The organism is Pilimelia anulata (assembly GCF_014647895.1).
GTDB lineage: Bacteria > Actinomycetota > Actinomycetes > Mycobacteriales > Micromonosporaceae > Pilimelia > Pilimelia anulata.
The window spans coordinates 77,208-96,012 of record NZ_BMQB01000003.1 but is presented as its reverse complement, the minus strand read 5'-3'; the positions used below and the strand labels follow the sequence as shown (position 1 = coordinate 96,012).

At 75.5% G+C, this 18,805-nt stretch carries 19 protein-coding genes; 14 read left to right on the top strand and 5 right to left on the bottom strand.

All coding sequences use genetic code 11. The features are described from left to right. Positions 1-6: 6 nt before the first annotated feature. Positions 7-1,299, bottom strand: coding sequence for a hypothetical protein (locus tag IEY94_RS08115; RefSeq protein WP_229783435.1), 1,293 nt, complete (start codon positions 1,297-1,299; stop codon positions 7-9). A 208-nt stretch (positions 1,300-1,507) separates the two neighbouring features. On the opposite strand from IEY94_RS08115, the gene IEY94_RS08110 reads away from it, so the two are divergent. Continuing rightward, positions 1,508-2,098 (top strand): HAD family hydrolase, encoded by a 591-nt coding sequence (locus IEY94_RS08110; protein WP_189169474.1) that lies wholly within the window; start codon positions 1,508-1,510, stop codon positions 2,096-2,098. Positions 2,099-2,272: 174 nt separating this feature from the next. After that, the gene (locus IEY94_RS08105) at positions 2,273-3,631 is read left to right on the top strand and encodes a serine hydrolase domain-containing protein (RefSeq protein ID WP_189169473.1); all 1,359 of its coding nucleotides are present in this window, start codon (positions 2,273-2,275) and stop codon (positions 3,629-3,631) included. A gap of 88 nt (positions 3,632-3,719) precedes the next feature. On the opposite strand, the gene IEY94_RS08100 is transcribed toward IEY94_RS08105, so the two are convergent. Both IEY94_RS08100 and fdhD read right to left on the bottom strand, forming a co-directional pair. Beyond that, positions 3,720-4,262 (bottom strand): hypothetical protein, encoded by a 543-nt coding sequence (locus IEY94_RS08100; RefSeq protein WP_189169472.1) that lies wholly within the window; start codon positions 4,260-4,262, stop codon positions 3,720-3,722. 155 nt (positions 4,263-4,417) lie between these two features. After that, the gene (gene fdhD, locus IEY94_RS08095; protein ID WP_189169471.1) at positions 4,418-5,278 is read right to left on the bottom strand and encodes a formate dehydrogenase accessory sulfurtransferase FdhD; all 861 of its coding nucleotides are present in this window, start codon (positions 5,276-5,278) and stop codon (positions 4,418-4,420) included. Positions 5,279-5,315: 37 nt separating this feature from the next. Here fdhD and IEY94_RS08090 point away from each other — a divergent pair, with 37 nt between their 5' ends. The 5 genes from IEY94_RS08090 (at position 5,316) to IEY94_RS24275 (ending at position 7,665) form a co-directional block, all read left to right on the top strand. Continuing rightward, complete coding sequence (locus IEY94_RS08090; RefSeq protein WP_229783434.1) at positions 5,316-5,972, top strand: NTP transferase domain-containing protein; 657 nt, start codon at positions 5,316-5,318, stop codon at positions 5,970-5,972. Beyond that, positions 5,969-6,205: a DUF6457 domain-containing protein gene (locus tag IEY94_RS08085; RefSeq protein ID WP_189169470.1), complete on the top strand. Its 237-nt coding sequence runs from the start codon at positions 5,969-5,971 to the stop codon at positions 6,203-6,205. Before IEY94_RS08090 ends, IEY94_RS08085 begins: the two co-directional genes overlap by 4 nt. Positions 6,206-6,275: 70 nt before the next feature. Next, positions 6,276-6,833: a type IV toxin-antitoxin system AbiEi family antitoxin domain-containing protein gene (locus IEY94_RS08080; RefSeq protein WP_189169469.1), complete on the top strand. Its 558-nt coding sequence runs from the start codon at positions 6,276-6,278 to the stop codon at positions 6,831-6,833. Continuing rightward, on the top strand, positions 6,830-7,207 hold the full coding sequence (locus IEY94_RS23370; RefSeq protein ID WP_229783433.1) for a nucleotidyl transferase AbiEii/AbiGii toxin family protein: 378 nt from the start codon (positions 6,830-6,832) through the stop codon (positions 7,205-7,207). The genes IEY94_RS08080 and IEY94_RS23370 overlap by 4 nt, the downstream gene beginning before the upstream one ends. Further along, a complete protein-coding gene (locus tag IEY94_RS24275; RefSeq protein WP_373291241.1) occupies positions 7,204-7,665 on the top strand; it encodes a nucleotidyl transferase AbiEii/AbiGii toxin family protein in 462 nt (153 codons plus the stop codon). Before IEY94_RS23370 ends, IEY94_RS24275 begins: the two co-directional genes overlap by 4 nt. Positions 7,666-7,729: 64 nt before the next feature. Here IEY94_RS24275 and IEY94_RS08070 read toward each other — a convergent pair whose 3' ends face one another. Further along, positions 7,730-10,009: an FdhF/YdeP family oxidoreductase gene (locus tag IEY94_RS08070; RefSeq protein ID WP_189169468.1), complete on the bottom strand. Its 2,280-nt coding sequence runs from the start codon at positions 10,007-10,009 to the stop codon at positions 7,730-7,732. 32 nt (positions 10,010-10,041) lie between these two features. Between IEY94_RS08070 and IEY94_RS08065 the strand changes: the two genes are divergently transcribed. Then, a complete protein-coding gene (locus tag IEY94_RS08065) occupies positions 10,042-11,382 on the top strand; it encodes a molybdopterin-binding protein (protein ID WP_189169467.1) in 1,341 nt (446 codons plus the stop codon). Between the two features lie 7 nt (positions 11,383-11,389). Here the strand turns inward: IEY94_RS08065 and IEY94_RS08060 are convergent, their stop codons facing one another. After that, positions 11,390-12,046, bottom strand: a complete 657-nt coding sequence (locus IEY94_RS08060; protein WP_189169466.1) for a LysE family translocator — start codon at positions 12,044-12,046, stop codon at positions 11,390-11,392. A gap of 413 nt (positions 12,047-12,459) precedes the next feature. On the opposite strand from IEY94_RS08060, the gene IEY94_RS08055 reads away from it, so the two are divergent. The 6 genes from IEY94_RS08055 to IEY94_RS08030 all read left to right on the top strand — a co-directional run bounded on the left by IEY94_RS08055 (position 12,460) and on the right by IEY94_RS08030 (position 18,801). Beyond that, a complete protein-coding gene (locus IEY94_RS08055; protein ID WP_189169465.1) occupies positions 12,460-12,936 on the top strand; it encodes a type IV pilus modification PilV family protein in 477 nt (158 codons plus the stop codon). Beyond that, complete coding sequence (locus IEY94_RS08050) at positions 12,933-14,885, top strand: hypothetical protein (protein WP_189169464.1); 1,953 nt, start codon at positions 12,933-12,935, stop codon at positions 14,883-14,885. The genes IEY94_RS08055 and IEY94_RS08050 overlap by 4 nt, the downstream gene beginning before the upstream one ends. Next, on the top strand, positions 14,882-15,568 hold the full coding sequence (locus tag IEY94_RS08045) for a PulJ/GspJ family protein (RefSeq protein WP_189169463.1): 687 nt from the start codon (positions 14,882-14,884) through the stop codon (positions 15,566-15,568). The genes IEY94_RS08050 and IEY94_RS08045 overlap by 4 nt, the downstream gene beginning before the upstream one ends. Before the next feature lie 316 nt (positions 15,569-15,884). Beyond that, positions 15,885-17,201: a hypothetical protein gene (locus tag IEY94_RS08040; RefSeq protein WP_189169462.1), complete on the top strand. Its 1,317-nt coding sequence runs from the start codon at positions 15,885-15,887 to the stop codon at positions 17,199-17,201. Next, complete coding sequence (locus tag IEY94_RS08035) at positions 17,198-18,367, top strand: sensor histidine kinase (RefSeq protein ID WP_189169461.1); 1,170 nt, start codon at positions 17,198-17,200, stop codon at positions 18,365-18,367. The genes IEY94_RS08040 and IEY94_RS08035 overlap by 4 nt, the downstream gene beginning before the upstream one ends. Beyond that, positions 18,364-18,801: a response regulator gene (locus IEY94_RS08030; RefSeq protein WP_189169460.1), complete on the top strand. Its 438-nt coding sequence runs from the start codon at positions 18,364-18,366 to the stop codon at positions 18,799-18,801. Before IEY94_RS08035 ends, IEY94_RS08030 begins: the two co-directional genes overlap by 4 nt. Positions 18,802-18,805 lie beyond the last annotated feature (4 nt).

Genomic DNA, 18,805 nt, shown 5'->3' with positions numbered 1-18,805 from the left:
CGTGCCCTATCCGGGCACCCCCGGGACAGGGGCGGCGGTGAATGCGTCGATCTCCTCGACGAGCCCGGTGCCGGCCCCGGCGAGGCCGGCGTGGACCAGCGCGCGCTGGACCCGGCGGACGGAGTGCCGCACGCCGTTGATCCGCTGCGCGGCGGGCAGGTCGAGGACCGGGCGCAGGGCGTCGCCGGCGCCGTCGAGGTCGCGGCCGGCGATCCGGGCGATGGCCAGGTCGGTGTGGCTGCCGGCGCGGTCGCCGAAGGCCCAGGCCGGGTCCCGCGGGTCGGCGTACGCGGCGACGGCGGCCTCGGCGTACCGGCCGGCGGTGGCGGCCTCGGCGGGCAGCCAGGCGAGCGCGTCGGCGGCGTAGTAGAGCATCCGGGCGCGGGTGAACGTGCAGATCCCGCCGAGGGCGTCGACGTCGTCCGGGCGGACCCGGGACCAGCCGTCGTCGGCGCGGCGGATCGCGGCCAGCGCCCGGCCGGCGTCGCCGAGCGCGGCGTGCGCCCGGGCGGCGCTGACCGGCAGCCACACCGCGGCGGTGCCGCCGGCGCGGTCGGCGAGGGCGGCACCGGCCTCGGCGTACCGGACGGCGTCGGCGTACCGGCCGGCCCAGTACGCGACCAGCGACTGCAACCCGCGCAGCCAGGCCCGCAGCCCGTCGTGGTCGGCGAGGTCGGCGCAGAGGACGGCGGTCCGCGCCTGGAGCATGGCCGCGTGCGGCTCGGCGAGGTCGTGCGACGCCTTGGCCAGCAGCCCGGAGACGACGGCGGCGAGGAAGTGCAGGCGCCGGGCCGGGCCGGGCGCCTGCCGGCGTTCGAGCAGCGTGAACAGGGTGTCCTGGGTCTCGGTCAGGTCCGGCAGGAGGGCGCCGACGGGCTGCTGCGGGTACGCCAGCGTGAGCCGGTGCACGTCGTCGTGGAGCTGGTCGAGAACCGCGCCGGCGGTACCGGCGTCGGCGGTGAGCAGGGCGAAGCGTCGGGCGCGTTCGGCAGCCATGGTCAGGGTGCTCCTTCCTCCGCCGTCGGGCGGTGCGGCGCCGGCGCCGTCGGCCGGACCGATCGGGGGCGGCCAGGGGGAGAGGAGGCGGTCGACGGAGTGCCCGAACACGGCGGTGAGCGCGCGCCGGGTGGCCGGGTGCTGCCCGGCCCCGCCGCGCTCGGCCCGGGCCAGCCGGCCGAGGTGGCGGGCGCTGATCGCGGCGCCGTCGTCGGCGGCGGCGAGGACGCGGGCCCACTCCTCCAGCGTGCGATCGCTCTGCTGGATCAGGGCCGCCAGCAGGGTCCGGGGTTGCTCCCGCATAGCCGCTCCCTCCCGAGGTCGCCCCACCACCATGGCCGGTGCGGGGCCGGCTCGCGGGAAAGGTCCCCGAGAGGTCCCGGCCGGGTCCGCAGAGGTCCGGTGGGGAGCGTCGACTGGTCCGCCGCGCATCCGTGATGCTGCACAGTGTGACGCAGTGAACCCATCCGGACGAGGCCCCGTCTGGCCACAGTGGAGGGAGGTGGCGCCGATGGCGCGGGACCGTGTTCTCCTGCTGGACGCGTACGGGGTGCTGTTCGCCGACCCGATGCGCCCGCTGTTCGAGGTCGTCGGGGCCGACGCGGCCCGGTCGGCGACGGCGGTGGCGGCGATCTTCGAGTACGAGTTCCGGCAGCCGCTGTACTCGGGTGACCTGCCCGAACCCGAGTTCTGGCCGCTGCTGGCGAGCCGCTGCGGGATCGAGCCGGCGGCGGCCCGCTGGCGCCGGGTGCTGCGCCGGGCGGCGGCCCCGCTGCCGGCGCTGTTCTGGCTACCGGCGCTCGCCGACGAGGTCGACGTGTGGCTGCTCGTCAATCACCGGCACGAGTGGTTCGAGCCGGCGCTGCGCGACTGCGGCGCGGACCGGTACGTCGCCCGGACGCTGGTGTCCAGCCGGACCGGACTGGTCCAGCCGCAGCCGGCCGCGTACCGGCGGGTGCGGCGGCTGGCCGGCGAGCGGGCGGCGGTGTTCGTGGGCGGCGCGCCCGCGCACGTGGCCGGCGCCCGGGCGGCCGGGCTGCCCGCGCGGCTGGCCGACGCCCGGGCCACCTGGGCCACCGAGGCCCGACTCGACGGAAGGTAGCGGGCGTCGTACTTTCGGTCACCGACCGTGCTGCCCCGGCGCGGCCTCGGCTGCCCGGTATGCCCGAATAATCCTTGCCATACGCGAAGCTTAATGAGGGCTTCAGGGAACGCAATGCGGCTCGCAAGGCATCCAAGGCGATAGTTGACCCGCCAGCCAGCGAGAGGGGTCGTGATGCGCTACCAGGGCAATCGCCGCTCGGGCCGCCAACACCGCCGGCGGATCGGCAGCCGTGGGGCCGTCCTGGCCGTCGCCGCGCTGATCGTCGCCGCCGGGACCGTCGCCGTCGCGGACAGTGAGCAGCTCCCGTTCGCCACCGAGCGGACCGGCTCGACCGACGCCGCCGCGCCGGTCGACGACGCCGCGGCCACCACCCCGTCGGCCCCGGCCGCCGGTACGCCGACGGCCACTCCCGGTACGGCCAAGCCCGGCCGGACGGCCGCCGCGGGCCGCACCGACCGGCGGACCGCGAAGGCGCCGCCGGGCCTCAGCCGGGAGGCCGCGCGCAACCAGTGCGCCACCATCGGCAGGCCGGTCGGCGACGGCGGCTTCTACGACTACGCCCCGCCGATCCGCGAGTCCGGCGACGCGCTCGCCGGCTGGCCCGAGCGGGTGCAGACCGGCACCGGTACCGACGCGGCCGCGCTCGGCCGGGCCGGCGACGCGCTCTCCCGGACGTCGTCGGTGCGCAGCTTCGTCGTCGTCCGCAACGGCAAGCTCGCCTACGAGCGGTACTACGGCGGCAGCTCCCGGCAGCAGAGCAACAACGTCCACTCGGCATCCAAGAGCATCCTGCAGGCGCTGGTCGGCGCGGCGATCGAGCGCGGCCAGCTCAGCCTCGACAGCACCGCGGCCGACGTCCTCGGCAAGAAGATGAACATCCCGGCCAGCCAGGGCCGGGTGACCGTCCGCGAGCTGCTGACGATGACGTCCGGCCTGGACTGGGTCGAGGACCGGACCGAGTCGGAGGTCGCCCGCTCGCGCAACTGGGTGTCGAGCATCCTGAGCCGGCCGCGCAGCGGCAACCGGTTCAACTACAGCACCGGCAACACGCACGTGCTCTCGGCGATGCTCCAGGCCGCCACCGGGCGGACCACCTGCGAGCTGGCCGCCGAGACCGTCCTCGGCGGGATGGGCGTCGCCCCCGAGCGGTGGGCCCGGGACCCGCAGCAGGTCTCCTCGGGCGGGTTCAACCTGTACCTGACGGCCCGCGAGCTGACCCGGTTCGGGCAGCTCTACCTCGACGACGGGACGTACGCCGGCAAGCGGCTCATCCCCAGCTCGACCGTCACCGAGGCGCGCACGGTCACCGACCGCCGGCAGGGGTACAGCGCCGGCTGGTGGATCAGCGACATCAACGGCGTCCGGGTGCAGAAGGCGTGGGGCTGGGGCGGCCAGTTCGTCGCCGTGATCCCGAGCAAGAACATGGTGGTCACCGCCACCCAGGACACCAGCCGCTACGACGGGTACCCGGCCCAGGACATCGACCTGAACCGGTTCCTGCGGGAGTACGTCCTGCCCGCCACCCGCTAGACCGGGGCCGACCCGTGGACCCCGCCCGGTTCGGGCGGGGTCCACGGCCGTTCCGGCGGGCTCGGTACACGCGCGCCCGGCGGGTGGATCAGGCGGCGACGTCGACCAGGTCGCCCTGTCCGGCCAGGATCGGCCGCAGCGCGCCGAGGTCGACGCCCTTCTCCCGGAGCAGTGCGAGCAGGTCGGCGCCGCTGCTGACCCGGTCGACCAGGTCCTCGGTGTCCATCTCCAGCAGGTCGGCGAGCTGGTCGAGCTTCGACTCGTCGCCGACCGCGCCGATCCGCCCGCCGCCGGCGCCGGCCGGGCCGCCGGGGCCGCCGCCGGGCGGGGGCGGCGGGGGGCCGGTCCGGCCGGCGACGCCCTCGGCGAACGCGGTGGCGTCGACGCCGCTCGCCGCCCCGGCCGGCAGCCCGGCCTTGATCGCGCTGATCAGGTCGTCGTGCGAGACGCCCTGCGCGGTGGCGACGTCATCCAGGCTCTGCCCGGCGTCGAGCTGCGTGCGCAGCTCGCTCCTGGACAGGCCCAGCGTCTTGGCGACGCCCGCCATCGGGTCGGCGCCGCGGGGCGGGGCGGGCGGGGGCCCGCCGGCCCGGGCGGTGCTGCCGGCGCTGATGCCGCTGATCGATGTCATCTCGGGTGCTCCTCGGGGTGGGTGGATCCGCCACCACCGACAATGCGGGCAAATGCCGTCAGGGCTCTGTCGGCGACCTGTGCCGCTCCTGTGCGTTCGGGCCGGCCGGGCCGGCGCCGGCGGCCAGCCCGCGCGGGGTCCCGACTCCCCGCCGGCTACCGGTCGGGCGGCGGTGGCGCGTGGTCGGGGAGGACGCGGTGGGGTGCGGCATAGACGTTCATCCGCTCGCCGCGCAGGAACCCGACCAGCGTCAGCCCCGCCCCCGCCGCCAGGTCCACCGCCAGCGTGCTCGGCGCCGACACCGCCGCCAGCACCGGTACCCCGGCCATCTGCGCCTTCTGGGTCAGCTCGAAGCTCGCCCGCCCCGACACCAGCAGCACGTGCCCGGCCAGCGGCAGCCGCCCGGCCCGCAGCGCCCAGCCGACCACCTTGTCCACCGCGTTGTGCCGGCCGATGTCCTCCCGGGCGACCGCGAGCGTGCCGTCCGCGGCGAACAGCCCCGCCGCGTGCAGGCCGCCCGTCCGGTCGAAGGTCCGCTGCGCGGCCCGCAGCCGGTCCGGCAGCGCCGCCAGCACCGCCGGCGGCACCCGGACCGGGTCGCCCGCCACGTCGTACCGGGACCGCGTCCGCACCGCGTCGATGCTCGCCTTGCCGCACACCCCGCACGCGCTGGTCGTCCCGAACGTGCGCCGCGGGTCGACCGGCGGCGGCGGTACGTGCGCCGCCAGCGCCACATCGACCACGTTGTACGTGTTCGCCCCGGCCTCGCCGGCGCAGAGCTGCGCGGTGACCACGTCCCCGGCGGCCCGGATGACGCCCTCGTTGTGCAGGAAGCCGAGCGCGAGGTCCAGGTCGTCGCCGGGCGTGCGCATCGTGACGGTCAGCGCCGGCCGCTCCCCGCCGGCCGGGCCGACCCGGATCTCCAGCGGCTCCTCGCCGGCCAGGGCGTCGGGCCGCCGCGCGACGCCGCCGGGCTCGACCCGCCAGACCGGTCGCCGATCGCTGGCCCGTCCCACGCCACCCCCTCCGTCGCCGCCACCCTACGCTGAACCCGTGCCCGAACCAGCCGCTCCGGACCCCGCCGCGTCGCCGGTCGAGTATGCGGCGATCGTGCTCGCCGGCGGGGCCGGGCGGCGGCTGGGCGGCCCGGACAAGCCCGACCGCGCGGTCGCCGGCCGGTCCATGCGGGACCGCGTCCTCGCCGCCGTCGCGGACGCCGCCGCCCGGCTCGTCGTCGGCCCGCCGGGCCCGCCGCTGCCGCCGGGCGTGCGCCGGGCCCGCGAGGACCCGCCGGGCGGCGGCCCGGTCGCCGCCGCGTCCGCCGGCCTCGCCGCCCTGGACACCGCACCGACCTCCCCCGCCGGCCCGGCGGCCGCCGTCCCCGCGGTTGTCGCGCTGCTGGCCGCGGACCTGCCGCTGCTCGACCCGCCCGCCGTCGCTCGGCTGCTGGCCGCACTCGCCGCCGACCCCGCCGCCGACGCGGCGCTGTACGTCGACGGCGGCGGCCGGTACCAGTACCTCTGCGGGGTGTGGCGGACGGCCGCGCTGCGCGCCGCCCTCGCCGCGGCGCCGCCCGCCGGGCGCCCGGTGCGGGCGCTGCTCGCCGGCCGGCGCGTCGTCGGGGTCACCGCCGGCGGGCCGGGGCCGGCGCCGTGGTTCGATTGCGACACCGAAGCGGAGCTGCGAGCGGCACGGGAGTGGGCGCGATGACCGTACTGGACGAGTGGGCCGAGACGGCCTGCGCCGAGCTGGGCCTGGACCCGGCCGACGCCAACCTCGACCTCATCCTGCAGTTGGCCAAGGACGTGGCGCACACGGTCACCCGGCCGGCGGCGCCGGTGACGGCGTACCTGCTGGGGATGGCGGTCGCGCGCGGCGCCGACCCGCTGGCCACGGGCGCCCGCCTCGCCGGCCTGGCCGCCGGCTTCGCCGCCACCCGCTAGCAAAACGAATCGTCTACAGATAACCCTACCTGTAGACGATTCGTTTGGTCTTTGCGGGGAGGTGGACATTATGGCGGCCATCAGCCCGCGAACGGCCGCGGAGTACGGGCTCTCCAGGAGTCGTCTGTACCGTTCGGTGCAATCCGGTAATTTTGAGCGAATCGCCCGCGGTCTCTATGTGGCCACGGATGCCGCGAACGCCGATTGGGAGTGGCTGGAGGCCGCCGCGCGGCGCGCGGACGCCACCATCTGTCTCGTCTCGGCCCTGGCCCACCACGACCTGACCGATGTGGTTCCCGACGCTCTCGATGTGGCGATTCCCCGGGGCGCGCGCATCCCCGCCACCCACTCGGCGATCCGCTGGCACTCGTTCGCGGCCGATACCTTCGATCTCGGCCGCGAGGAGATCTTGATTCCGGGATCCTCCATGACCATCGGGATCTATTCGCGGGAGCGATGTATCGCCGACGCGCTTCGGCTCCGTGGGGATCTGGGGTACGAACTGGGGCGGGACGCGTTGCGGGAATGGTTGCGCGGGGGCGGGAAGCCGGCGGACCTGATGGCGATCGCCGGCCGGCTCCCGCGGGCGCGGAAGGCGACGCTGGAGACGCTGGCGGCGTTCGGGTGAACCCTGGCGAGGACATCTTCCGGGAGTTGCGGCGCAGGGCGCGGTCCGACGGGGCCCGCGCGGGCGGGCCCACCCCGACAGCCGCGTACCTGATTCGACACGGGCTGGAATCGTTCCTGGACCGGTTGACGCACACGCCCCATGCGCCCGACTTCGTGCTCAAGGGCGGAATCCTGCTCGCCGCGTATGACATTCGCCGGCCGACCAGGGATATCGACGCGGAGGCGGTCGGCGCCCCGGTCACCAAGGCCCACATCGAGCAGGTGGTACGCGACGTCGCTGCTGTGGATGCACCGGACGGAATGGTCTTCGACCTCCTTCCCTCGATGTCCGGGAGATTCGCGAGGACGCTGGGTATACCGGCCTCCGAGTGAGCGTCAAGGCCGCGATCGGTAGCCAGAGGATCACCGTTGTGTGGGACGTTTCCACCGGTGATCCGATCGTGCCGCCACCCGAGCCGCTCCGGGTCCCCCGGCTGCTCGGTGAGGCGATCGAGATGCTCGGCTACCCGCCGGAGATGGTGGTGGCGGAGAAGGGCGTGACCATATTGGAGCGGGTATCGCCAGTACGCGTTGGCGCGACTACGTCGACATCGTGCGATTGGCGCAGGGCCCCGGCCTGGACCACGGCAGGCTCCGCCGGGCGGCCGAAGCAGTCGCCCACCACCGCGGCGTGCCGCTCGGCCCGATCGCCGCCAGCGTGGTCGGTTACGGCGCGGTGGGGCAGACGAAGTGGGCGGCCTGGCGACGCAAGCAGGGTGTCGAGCACCTCAGCGAACCCGAGCCAGCTCGCCCGGGTTGCCGAGGTTCTCGATCCGGTCTTCGGGGGCTGAGTCCTCCCGGACTTCCACCCCCATGCCGCGACCCGGCGCAGCCGCCCGACCAGCGGCCCGGTGGTCAGGTCGGTGGGGCCGCGGCCGGTTCCAGGCGGACGATGATCTGCTTCGAGGTCGGCGTCCGGGAGCCGGCCGCGAACGAGTCCAGCGGCACCAGCACGTTCGCCTCCGGGAAGTACGTCGCCGCGCACCCCCGCGCCGTCGGGTACGCCACCGCCCGGAACCCCGGCGCCCGCCGGTCCACCCCGTCCCGCCACTCCGACACCAGGTCGACCAGCGCGCCGTCGGCGACGCCCAGCGCGGCCAGGTCGTCCGGGTGCACGAAGACCACCCGGCGCCCGCCGCGCACCCCGCGGTACCGGTCGTCCAGGCCGTAGATCGTGGTGTTGTACTGGTCGTGGCTGCGCACCGTCTGGAGCAGCAGCCGGCCCGGCGGCACCTCGATCACCGTGAGCGGGCTGACCGTGAACCGGGCCCGCCCGTCCGGGGTGGGGAACGCCCGCTCGTCCCGGCCCGGGTGCGGCAGCGTGAAGCCGGCCGGGTCGGCCACCCGGGCGTTGAAGTCCGCGAAGCCGGGCACGGTGTCGGCGATGAGGTCGCGCAGCGCGGCGTAGTCGTCGGCGTACGCGGTCCAGGGGATCGGCGAGCCCGGCAGCGCCGCCGCGGCGACGCCCGCGATGATCGCCATCTCGGAGCGCAGCTCCGCCGAGGCCGGCGCGAGCCGGCCGCGCGAGGCGTGCACGGCCGACATCGAGTCCTCGACCGTCACGAACTGCTCGCCGCCCGGCCGCACGTCCCGCTCGGTCCGGCCGAGGCAGGGCAGGATCAGGGCGGTCGCCCCCGGTACGGCGTGCGAGCGGTTCAGCTTCGTCGACACCTGTACGGTCAGCCGGCACGCCCGCAGCCCCGCCTCGGTGACGGCGGTGTCGGGCGTGGCGGCGGCGAAGTTCCCGCCGACGGCCATGAACACCCGCACCGCCCCGTCGCGCATGGCGCCGATCGCCGCGACGGTGTCGTACCCGGTCGCGGCCGGCGCGGCGAACCCCAGCCGGGCGGCCAGGCCCGGCACCCACGGCGGCGGGTGGTGCACGATCCCCATCGTCCGGTCGCCCTGGACGTTGGAGTGCCCGCGGACCGGGCACAGCCCCGCCCCCGGCTTGCCGATCATGCCGCGCAGGAGCTGGACGTTGACCACCTCGCGGATCGCCGCGACCGAGTCGGCCCGCTGCGTCAGGCCCATCGCCCAGCAGGTGATCGTCGCCGTCGACGTGGCGAACAGCCGCGCCGCCGCCTCGATCTCCGGCCAGTCCAGGCCGGTCGCGGCCACGACGGCGGCCCGGTCGGGGGCGTCGGCGGCGTACGCCTCGAAGCCCGTGGTCCGCTCGGCGATGAACGCCCGGTCCAGCGCGCCCCACTCGACCAGCAGCGCGCCGACCGCCCGGAACAGCGCCTGGTCGCCGCCGACCCGGATGCGCAGGAACAGGTCCGCCAGCGGGGTGCCGCCGCCGACCAGCCCGCGCGCGGTCTGCGGGTTGCGGAATCTCAGCAGGCCGGCCTCGGGCAGCGGGTTCACCGCGACGATCCGGGCGCCGCGCCGCTTGGCCTCCTCCAGCGCGGACAGCATCCGCGGGTGGTTCGTGCCGGGGTTCTGCCCGACGATCACCAGCAGCCGCGCGGCGTGGATGTCGTCCAGCGTGACCGAGCCCTTGCCGACGCCGATCGTGTCGCCGAGGGCGACGCCGGACGACTCGTGGCACATGTTGGAGCAGTCCGGCAGGTTGTTGGTCCCGTACGCCCGGACGAAGAGCTGGTACAGGAACGCCGCCTCGTTCGACGTCCGCCCCGAGGTGTAGAAGACGGCCTCGTCCGGCGTCGCGCAGGCCCGCAGCTCGGCGGCGACCAGCGCGAACGCCTCGTCCCAGCCGATCGGCGTGTAGTGCCCGGCGCCCGGCCGCCGGACCATCGGCTGGGTCAGCCGCCCCTGCTGCCCCAGCCAGTGCTCGGACCGGGTCGCCAGGTCGGCGATCGGGTGCGCCGCGAAGAAGTCCGGCCCGACCCGGCGCAGCGTCGCCTCCTCGGCGACGGCCTTCGCCCCGTTCTCGCAGAACTCCACGTGGCTGCGCCGCCCCGGCGGCGGCTCCGGCCAGGCGCAGCCCGGGCAGTCGAACCCGTCGGCCTGGTTGAGCCGGCGCAGCGTCAGCGCCGTCCGCCGCGCGCCCATCTGCGCCCACCCGGCGGCCAGCGCGTGCCCGACCCCCGGCAGCCCGGCGGCGGCGTCGGCCGGCGGCCCGACGCGCAGGTCGCGGTCGCCGGGGTCCTCGCGCGGGGCGTCACGTGCCATCCGCCCACGATATCCGCGCATAGGCTGCCGGGGTGGACCTGCCGACCGAACCGCCCCCGGACTGGGCCGCCGCCCGCGCCGCGGCCCACGCGGCGGGCGCCGCGGCGCCCCGCACCGCGCGGCGGCTGCCGCTGTCCGCGGCGTTCGGGGGCGCGGTGCTCGCGGGGGCGCTGCGGGCGCGGACCGACCTGCCGTCGTTCCCGACGAGCGCCGTGGACGGCTACGCCGTGCGCGGCCCGGCCCCCTGGCGCCTGGTGGGCCGCGTCCTGGCCGGCCACGAACCGCCACCCCTGACCGCGGACGGCACCACAGTGGAGGTCGCCACCGGCGCCCACGTCCCGCCGGGCACCACGGCGGTCCTCCGCTACGAGCGCACCCACCGCATGTCCGACACCGTGACCCCGCACGCCGATGCGCTGTCGGACCGGTTGACCGGGTGCATCCGTGGTCGCTCCGGCCACCACGAACGCACCCGCTCCCCGTCACCCGACCCGGTGCCGGGGGACGGGGGTGCGGCGGGGGATTGTCGGCCCGCCGGGGAGGAGGCGCGGGCCGGGGAGGTGTTGTTGGCCGCCGGTACGGCCGTCACCCCGGCGGTGGTTGCGCTGGCCGCGGCGGCCGGGCACGACGAGCTGTCGGTGTGGCCGGCGCCGGCCGTACGGGTGCTGGTCCTCGGGGACGAGTTGCTGGCGGCCGGCCCGGCCACCGGTGTCCGGCTGCGCGACGCGCTCGGACCGGCCCTGCCGGGCTGGCTGCTGGCCCTCGGCGCCGCCCCGGTACCCCCGGCCGAACCGGTACCGGACACCGTGGACGGCCACCTCGCCGCGCTGCGCGCCACCCTCGCCGCGGCCGACGTCGTGTGCACCACCGGCGGGACCATGCGCGGCCCCGCCGACCACCTGCACGCCGCCCTGCGCGCGCTCGGGGCGGTACCGCTGGTCGCGGGCGTGGCGGTCCGGCCGGGCGGGCCGATGGCGCTGTACCGGGTCGACCCACCCGGCCGCCCGCCGGCGGAACAGCCGACCCACGATCCGGCCGACCGGCCGCGGTTCGTGGCGGGGCTGCCCGGAAATCCGCAGGCCGCCGTCGCCGCGCTGGTCACCCTCGTCGGCCCGCTGCTGGCCGGGCTGCGCGGACTGCCCCTGCCGCCGCTGCCGACGGCCGCGCTCGCCGCGGCGGTGCCGGGGCGCGCGGGCCGGACCCGGCTGGTCCCGGTGCGGTTCGACCCGGCCACGGGCGCGGCCGTACCGGTACCGCACGCCGGCCCCGCCATGCTCCGCGGCCTCGCCGTGGCGGCGTCCTACGCCGCCGTCCCCGCGACCGGCGCGGCCGCCGGCGACCGCGTCCCCACCGCGCCCCTGCCCGGCGCCTGACCGCGGCTCAGCGGGTCGCCAGGGCCGGCGGGCGGGGGGTGGGGCTGAGGAAGAGGTGGAGGGCCAGGCCGGTCAGGGTGGCGCCCATGGCGTACCGCTGGGCGCGCAGCCAGACCGGGCGGCGGTGCAGGAAGCGGGCGACCGTACCGGCGCCGAGGACCAGCAGGCCGTTCATCGTCAGGGCGACCGTGACCTGGATCAGCCCCAGGATCAGGCTCTGCGTGGCGACCGAGCCGCGGGCGGGGTCGACGAACTGCGGCAGCAGGGCCACGTACAGCATGGCGATCTTGGGATTGAGCAGGTTGGTGACCAGGCCCATGAGGAACAGCCGGCGGGGCCGGTCCCGCGGTACGGCGGCCGGCTCGAACGCCGAGCGCCCGCCGGGGCGCAGGGTGGTCCAGGCGAGCCAGAGCAGGTACGCCCCGCCGGCCACCTTGATCGCGACGTACACGGTCGGCACCAGCGTCAGGACGGCGACCACGCCGGCGGTGGCGAGGATCAGGTACCCGAGGAAGCCGGCGCCGACGCCGGCCAGCGAGATCAGCCCCGCCCGCCGGCCCTGGGTGAGCGACCGGGACACGAGGTACAGCATGTTCGGCCCGGGCGTGAGGACCAGGGCGACGGCGACGGCGGCGATGCCGAGGACGGCGGCGGTGCTGGGCATGGGTGGGCTCCGGAGGGGGGTGGTGCGGCGGCGGACGGATGCCGGGCCCGAACGCTACCCCCGCACCCGCCGCACCGCTGTTGCCCGCGGCACAGCCGGGTCGCGGTGCCCGTCCGGCCGGGCCGCCACCGGGGTGGCGGCGGCGGGTCCGGCACCACCCGGCGCCGTTCCCGTCGATGCATCGGTGGGCGCCATTGTTGCGCGGTGGGCAGTTTTCGGCCGATGTAAGGACCGCCGGCCGTCCGGCGCGCGGCAAATGTGACCGACATTCGTGATAAAACCGGAGCGGGCGGCGATCCGCCGACCGAGTCCTCAGTCGCTGTACCGACCGGCCGATGGGACGTCCGCTAGGACCGCTGCGATCGCGCGCGGCCCGGCCCGGCGGGAGCAGGGGGGCGCGAGTGGCGACCGGTATGACGCGCCGCGGTGGCGTCGCCGCGGGCGACGCCGGATTCACCCTGGTCGAAGCCCTGGTGTCGATCGGCCTGGTCGGCACGGTGATGGCGTCGCTCGCCGCGTTCTTCGTCTCCGGCCTCGCCATCTCCCACGACCAGGGGCAGCGGGAGGTCGCCGCGCAGCTCGCCGGCGACGCGATGGACCACGTCCGGACCCTGCCCAGCGCCGACGTCGGCGAGCGGGTGCGGGCGCTCGCCCCGCGGACCGCGCTGGTCAACGGCGTGCCGTACACCCAGACCTTCACCGCCTGCTGGCAGCCGGCGACCGGCGGCGCCTGCGCGGCGACCCGGCCGGCGATCGCGGCCGACGCGGCGCTGGTCCGGGTCACCGTGACCGTGGCCTGGCCGGCGCGGGAGTGCGCCGGCGGCACCTGCCGGCAGAGCACCGCGACGCTGGTCAGCGTCGCCGACGCCGAGCCCGTGGTGGAGACGTGAGCGGGCGGCGGCGGTGGTGGCGGGACGAGCGGGGCTCGCTGCCGATGGTCCTGCTGCTCACCCTCGTCGGCGTCTCGCTCAGCGCGGTGATCACCCCGACGGTGGTCCGGCAGGCGGGCGCGACCCGGGAGGCGGTCAGCCGCGAGCGCGAGCTGGACGCCGCGCGGGCCGGCCTGGCGGTCGCCCAGGCGCGGATCCGCGGCGCCGTCGACCCGGCCCGGCCGGGCGTGCTGGACCGGACCCGGCTGCCCTGCGGCACGCCGCTGGCCGGGACGGTGGACGCCGCGGGGTCGGCGATCCGGTACCGGGTGGAGATCAGCTACTTCGCCGGCGACCCGCTGGCCGTCGGGGCGACCGCGCTGCCGTGCGCGACCGGCGGCGGGCCGGGGACGGCGCCGGCGTACGCGCGGCTGCGGTCGTGGGGCAGCGCCGCCGCGGCGGGGGAGATCCGGCGGCCGGGCGAGTACCGGTACCTGGCCGGGACGTACGTCTTCGCCGCGGTCCGGGCCGGTTTCGACCCCAACGTGCCCCGGCAGATCTCGCTGTACAGCCCGCCGCAGACGGTCCTGGGCACGTTCGGCTTCCTGCTCAGCCCGGTGATGGCGATCTTCCTGCGGCAGAAGGTGTGCCTGGACGCCGGCACCGACGCGGCCGTCCCGCCGGCCGGCACGCCGCTGACCGGCCGGGACTGCGCGACCCGGCCGACGCTGCGGCAGAACTTCCTGTACCGCGACGACCTCGCCCTGATGCACGCCGGCTCGTACGCCGCCGGCCGGCCGATGTGCGTCGACGCGGGCGACGTGCACACGGCCGGGCGGCAGGTGACGCTGGAGCCGTGCGGCTCGGGGCAGGCCGGCTGGCGGCACCGGTGGTACTACAACAGCGCGAACAACTTCGAGGGCGTCAAGCCGCAGGACGGTCCGCGGTCCGCGGACGAGCTGGACGGCTTCTGCCTGAACCGGCCGCGCGCGGCGGTCGGCGGCGCGTACCCGATCATCCTCGGCACGGCGGCGGCCCAGCAGTGCCACAAGGAGATCCCGGACGGCCTGGCCGCGCTGGACGTCTTCTCCGACCTGCTCAACCTCATCGAGGGGTACGGCCTCCAGTCGTGGAGCTTCCTCGACGACGTCGGGCCGGGCCTGGCCGGCGACGCGCAGGGCTCGGACTGCACCGTGGAGGCCGGCCGCCCGTGCCGGGCGGGGCAGCTCGTGAACGTGGGGCTGCGCAGCATGTGCCTGGAGCACCGGCTCGGCGAGTTGTACGGCCCGATGGTGGCCAAGGAGTGCACCGAGCACCCGGTCACCGACCGGATCGACCCCGAGCAGCTCTGGCACGTACCGCTGCCGGCCGCGGGCCAGACCAGCGCGACCGGGCCGATCTACCAGGTGGTGGACGGGCGGACGTACTGCCTGAGCGCCAACGACCAGGCGGCCTCCCAGGTGATCGGCGGCCTGCTGGCGCTGGTGACGCTGACCAGCGACTGGCCGGACTTCGCCGGCCGCGCGGCGTGCAACCCGAAGACGGCGTCCGGGGCGCTGCTGTGGCGGGTCAACGGCGACACCGGCAACGCGGCGGCGAGCTTCCGGATCGAGAGCACGTCGACGCGGCAGTGCCTGGCCGTCGGCGAGGAGTCCGACCTCAACAAGCCGAACCTGGCCACGCTGATCACGCAGGTGATGCAGGGCGTCGCGCGGCTGCTCGGCACGCAGATCGCGCTGCCGCTGGACCCGTTCGTCTACGAGTGGACGGGTACCCACAACGGCCTCAAGGTCGTGCTCCGCACCTGCTCGGGCTCGGACCGGCAGAAGTGGGCGAGCCCGCTCGGCCAGCCGCTCCCCGCCGCCGGCGCGGCCGCGCCGGCGGCGCCGGGCGCCGGGCAGTCGAGCGAGCCGCGCGCGCTGCGGGACATCGCCGAGGAGGAGCCGGGCCCGGCCGGGGCCGGCGGGTGAACGCCGCCCCGCGCCGCCCCGGGCCGCGCCGGTCCGGGCGAGCCGGCGGGGACGCCGGGGCCACGCTCGCCGAGGTCGTCGTGTCGATGGGGATCACCACCGTCGTGCTCACCCTGGTCGCCGCCGGCCTGGTCCTGATCAGCCGCTCCATCAGCCGGACCGAGGGCCTGGTGGACGCGCAGGAGCGGACGGGCCTGGCGTTCACCCGGCTGGACAGCGACGTGCGGTACGCGGCGGACATCGCCGACCCGGCGGTGGTCGGCGGGGCGCCCACGGTGACGTACCTGGTCACCGTCGGCGCCGCCGGGCCGCAGTGCCGGCAGCTCCGGCTGGCCGGCGACCGGTTGGAGCGGCGGGCCTGGCCGCAGGGGCGGCCGGCGGCCGGCGGCTGGTCGCTGGTGGCCGCGCGGGTGGCCGCGGCGCCGCCGCCGCCGACCAGCGCCCCGGCCGACCCGGCGGCCGCGCAGGCCGCCGCCGCGGCCGCCGCGACCGGCCGGACGGCGGGACCGTTCACCCGCTACCCCGCGGCGGTCGGCGGCGGCTACCAGCGGCTGGAGCTGCGGGTGCGGGCGCAGGACGGCCCGGACAGCGCCGCCAGGGAGACCGCGGTGACGTTCACGGCGTGGAACTCCGCGGACGGGGTGACGGGCGCCGACGCCTGCGCCGCCGCGGCCGCCGGGTGATCCCTCGACGATTGCCGCGATCGATTTCATTGCATGATCGATACGCATGATCAATTCGCGTGAATCATGTGGCAAAATGTCTGATGGTTCGGTTAGCGCGATCATGGGCCATTCAGCCGAGGTCGGGCAGCCACTCGGCCCGACAAATTGCGATCTATGCGCTATATACGTCTTTTGCAATCCTCTGTTGAATACGCAGAGTGAGTGTCTACGGTCAGTCGGTAGTTTCCGGCAGATTCGGGAACTGTCCTGAGGGTGTTTGTTGTGTGTACTTTCATCGGAGAGTAATCAAGCAACCACGGGAAGTGGTGCTGCCGTGAACCCTCAACTGACGATCAACGACTCCGTCGAACTCATCGACCGCTGGACGCGGACGGAGTTCACCGCACTCAACCGGGCCATTCTCGGCGGCACCGCGGCGCCGGAATCCCTCACCGATCGGTTCCACGCCGATCTCGTCCCCCTGCTCCCCGAGCCCGACGGCCTCCCCCCGCTCGCGGCCCGGCAGCTCGTCGTCCTGCTCGGCCTCGTCGGCGCCGCCATCGCCCGGTACCGGCAGGAGCGCGACCCCTGCCCGCCCGAGCACTCGTTCGAGGGCGTCGACCTCGGCGGGCCCGACTTCGCCGAGTGGTTCGCCCGGATCGCCGAGCGTACCGGCGCCGGCCACCCGCCGCGGGACAGCTACACCTCGCTGGTGCGGTGGAACGTCCCCCGCTGCGAGGTCACCTGGCAGGGCCTCGAACTGGCGGCCATCGACGGCTGCTTCCCGGACAACCGGATCCGCACGTACACCGGCGCGGCCGGCGAGGAGAGCTTCTTCGAACTGGTCAAGCAGGGCGAGACCCTGGAACGGGCGGTCAACCTCATGCTCGCCCCGATCGCCTCCGGCGAGCTGGACTTCGCCGGCGCGGAGACGCTGTGCCGGCTCGGCACGGCCACCGCGCTGCTGGACGTCCTGCGCCGGCTCCTCGGCGACTTCCCGCACCTGCCGCCGGCGACCCGGATGACCGCGGACCAGTTCATGGACATCTTCCGGCAGTTCGCCGTGCACTGGCGCACCGGCGACCTGCCGCCCAGCGGCGCGTTCGACACGGAGGCGCTGCAGCGGGACTTCCTGCTGGGCATGGGGTACCCGCACTACCGCGACGGCGTCCGCCGGCTGTACCCCGGCCTGCTCGCCGACGAGCGGGACGAGCTGGACGTGATCATGGACCGGCCGTCCCTGCCCGAGCGGCTGCTGGCCGGGCTGGGCGTACCGCCGGGCGGGCTGGACGCCCTCACCCCGGACGGCCGGGACGCGCTGGTCGCCGCCCACCCCGAGCTGATCCCCTGGTTCGGGCTGCTGCAGGCGCACGCCCGGCTCTCCTCGGCGCACCTGGGGCTGACGAAGCGGATGTTGTTCAATCCGCAGCGGGCCCGCGAGGTGGCCGAGCTGGCCGGGAACCCCGTCGTCAACAATTCGACCGGAACGACCGGCATGACCGAGCGATACTTGCTGGAGCTGACCCGGCACCGCCGCGATCACGCGCTCCTCGCGCTCCGCGAGGCCGTGGTCGGGCGGCGCCCCGCCGCCCCGGCGGCGGCCCCACCGCAGATCGTCGTGAGCGTCGCCGGACGGAGCGTGTATTCGTGACCGAGCCGCCAGCCCTGCGCCGGGCCGCCGCGGGCCCCCTGCCCGCGGTCGGCCTGGAGCAGCTCATGGCCCTGATCGACAGCACCTCGGCCGTCGTGTACATGCGCGACATCGCCGGGCGGTACCTGCTGGTCAACCGGGAGTACGAACGCCTGTTCGGGGTGTACCGGGAGGACATCGTCGGCCTCACCGACCACGACCTGTTCCCGGCGGGCATCGCCGACGCGTTCCGGGCCAACGACCTCGACGCGCTGGCCAGCCCCGAGCCGCTGCGGATGGAGGAGGTGGCGCCCGGCGACGACGGGCCGCGGACGTACATCACGGTCAAGTTCGCGCTGACCGACGCCGCCGGCCGCCCGTACGCCGTCGCCGGCATCTCCACCGACATCACCGAGCAGAAGCGGGCCGAGGACGAGGTCCGCCGGCTCAACAGCGAGCTGGAGAAGCGGGTCCGGGAGCGGACGGCCGAGCTGGAGGCGTCGACCCGGGAGCTGGACGCCTTCTCGTACTCGGTCTCGCACGACCTGCGCGCCCCGCTGCGGGCGATGGAGGGGTACGCCCAGATCCTCCGCGAGGACTACGGCGCCGTGCTGGACGACGAGGGCCGCCGATACCTGGACCGGGTCCAGGCCAACGCGGTGCGGATGGCGTCGATGATCGACGACCTGCTGCACCTGTCCCGGGCCGCCCGCTCCGAGATGTGCCGGGAATTCACGGATCTGAACCAAATCATCGGTACGGTGATCGAGGAGCTGCAGCAGGAGACGCCGGACCGGGAGGTCGCGGTGGCAGTGGCGCCGGGCCTGACCACGGAGGGGGACCCGGCGCTGATCCGGCTCGTGGTGCAGAACCTGATCAGCAACGCCTGGAAGTTCACCGGCAGGACGGCCGACGCCCGGATCACGGTCGACAGCCCGGAGCCGGGGACCTTCCGGTTCGCCGACAATGGGGCGGGCTTCGATATGACGTACGTCGACAAGCTCTTCGATCCGTTCCAGCGCCTGCACACGACCAGCGACTTCGAGGGCACGGGGATCGGCCTGGCGATCGTCCACCGGATCGTCCGGCGGCACGGCGGCCGGGTCTGGGCGGAGAGCGCGCCGGGCGCCGGGGCGACGTTCTGGCTGACGTTCGGCGACGACGGGAAGGCGGGGCACTCGGCATGATGAACGCGCCGATCCTGCTCGTGGAGGACAACCCGGACGATGTCGAACTGACCGTCCGGGCGTTCCGCCGCAACAGCATCGGCAATGAGATTGTGGTGGCGTCCGACGGCGAGGAGGCGCTGCGGATGCTCAGCCCGGCCGAGGGGCAGCCGCTGCGGCCCGCGCTGGTCCTGCTGGACGTGAACCTGCCCAGGGTGGACGGTCTGGAGGTGCTGCGCCGCATCCGCGCGGAGGAGGCGACCCGCACCCTGCCCGTCGTCGTCCTCACCACGTCCAACGAGGAGCGTGACATCGTCGACAGCTACCGCTTCGGCGCCAACAGCTTCATCCGCAAGCCCGTGGTGTTCACCGAGTTCCTCGAGGCCGCGCGGGTCGTGGGCCTGTACTGGCTGCTGCTCAACCAGCCCATGCCCGGCGGGCACCCGGTGGGGTGACGCC

Excerpts from the sequence above, each read along its gene's own strand:
- IEY94_RS08030 (WP_189169460.1), top strand. The coding sequence starts at position 18,364 with ATGATGAACGCGCCGATCCTGCTCGTGGAGGACAACCCGGACGATGTC.
- IEY94_RS08080 (WP_189169469.1), top strand. The coding sequence starts at position 6,276 with ATGGCGGCCATCAGCCCGCGAACGGCCGCGGAGTACGGGCTCTCCAGG.
- IEY94_RS08055 (WP_189169465.1), top strand. The coding sequence starts at position 12,460 with ATGACGCGCCGCGGTGGCGTCGCCGCGGGCGACGCCGGATTCACCCTG.
- IEY94_RS08110 (WP_189169474.1), top strand. The coding sequence starts at position 1,508 with ATGGCGCGGGACCGTGTTCTCCTGCTGGACGCGTACGGGGTGCTGTTC.
- IEY94_RS08085 (WP_189169470.1), top strand. The coding sequence starts at position 5,969 with ATGACCGTACTGGACGAGTGGGCCGAGACGGCCTGCGCCGAGCTGGGC.
- IEY94_RS08070 (WP_189169468.1), bottom strand. The coding sequence starts at position 10,009 with ATGGCACGTGACGCCCCGCGCGAGGACCCCGGCGACCGCGACCTGCGC.
- IEY94_RS08060 (WP_189169466.1), bottom strand. The coding sequence starts at position 12,046 with ATGCCCAGCACCGCCGCCGTCCTCGGCATCGCCGCCGTCGCCGTCGCC.
- IEY94_RS08105 (WP_189169473.1), top strand. The coding sequence starts at position 2,273 with ATGCGCTACCAGGGCAATCGCCGCTCGGGCCGCCAACACCGCCGGCGG.
- IEY94_RS08115 (WP_229783435.1), bottom strand. The coding sequence starts at position 1,299 with ATGCGGGAGCAACCCCGGACCCTGCTGGCGGCCCTGATCCAGCAGAGC.
- IEY94_RS08100 (WP_189169472.1), bottom strand. The coding sequence starts at position 4,262 with ATGACATCGATCAGCGGCATCAGCGCCGGCAGCACCGCCCGGGCCGGC.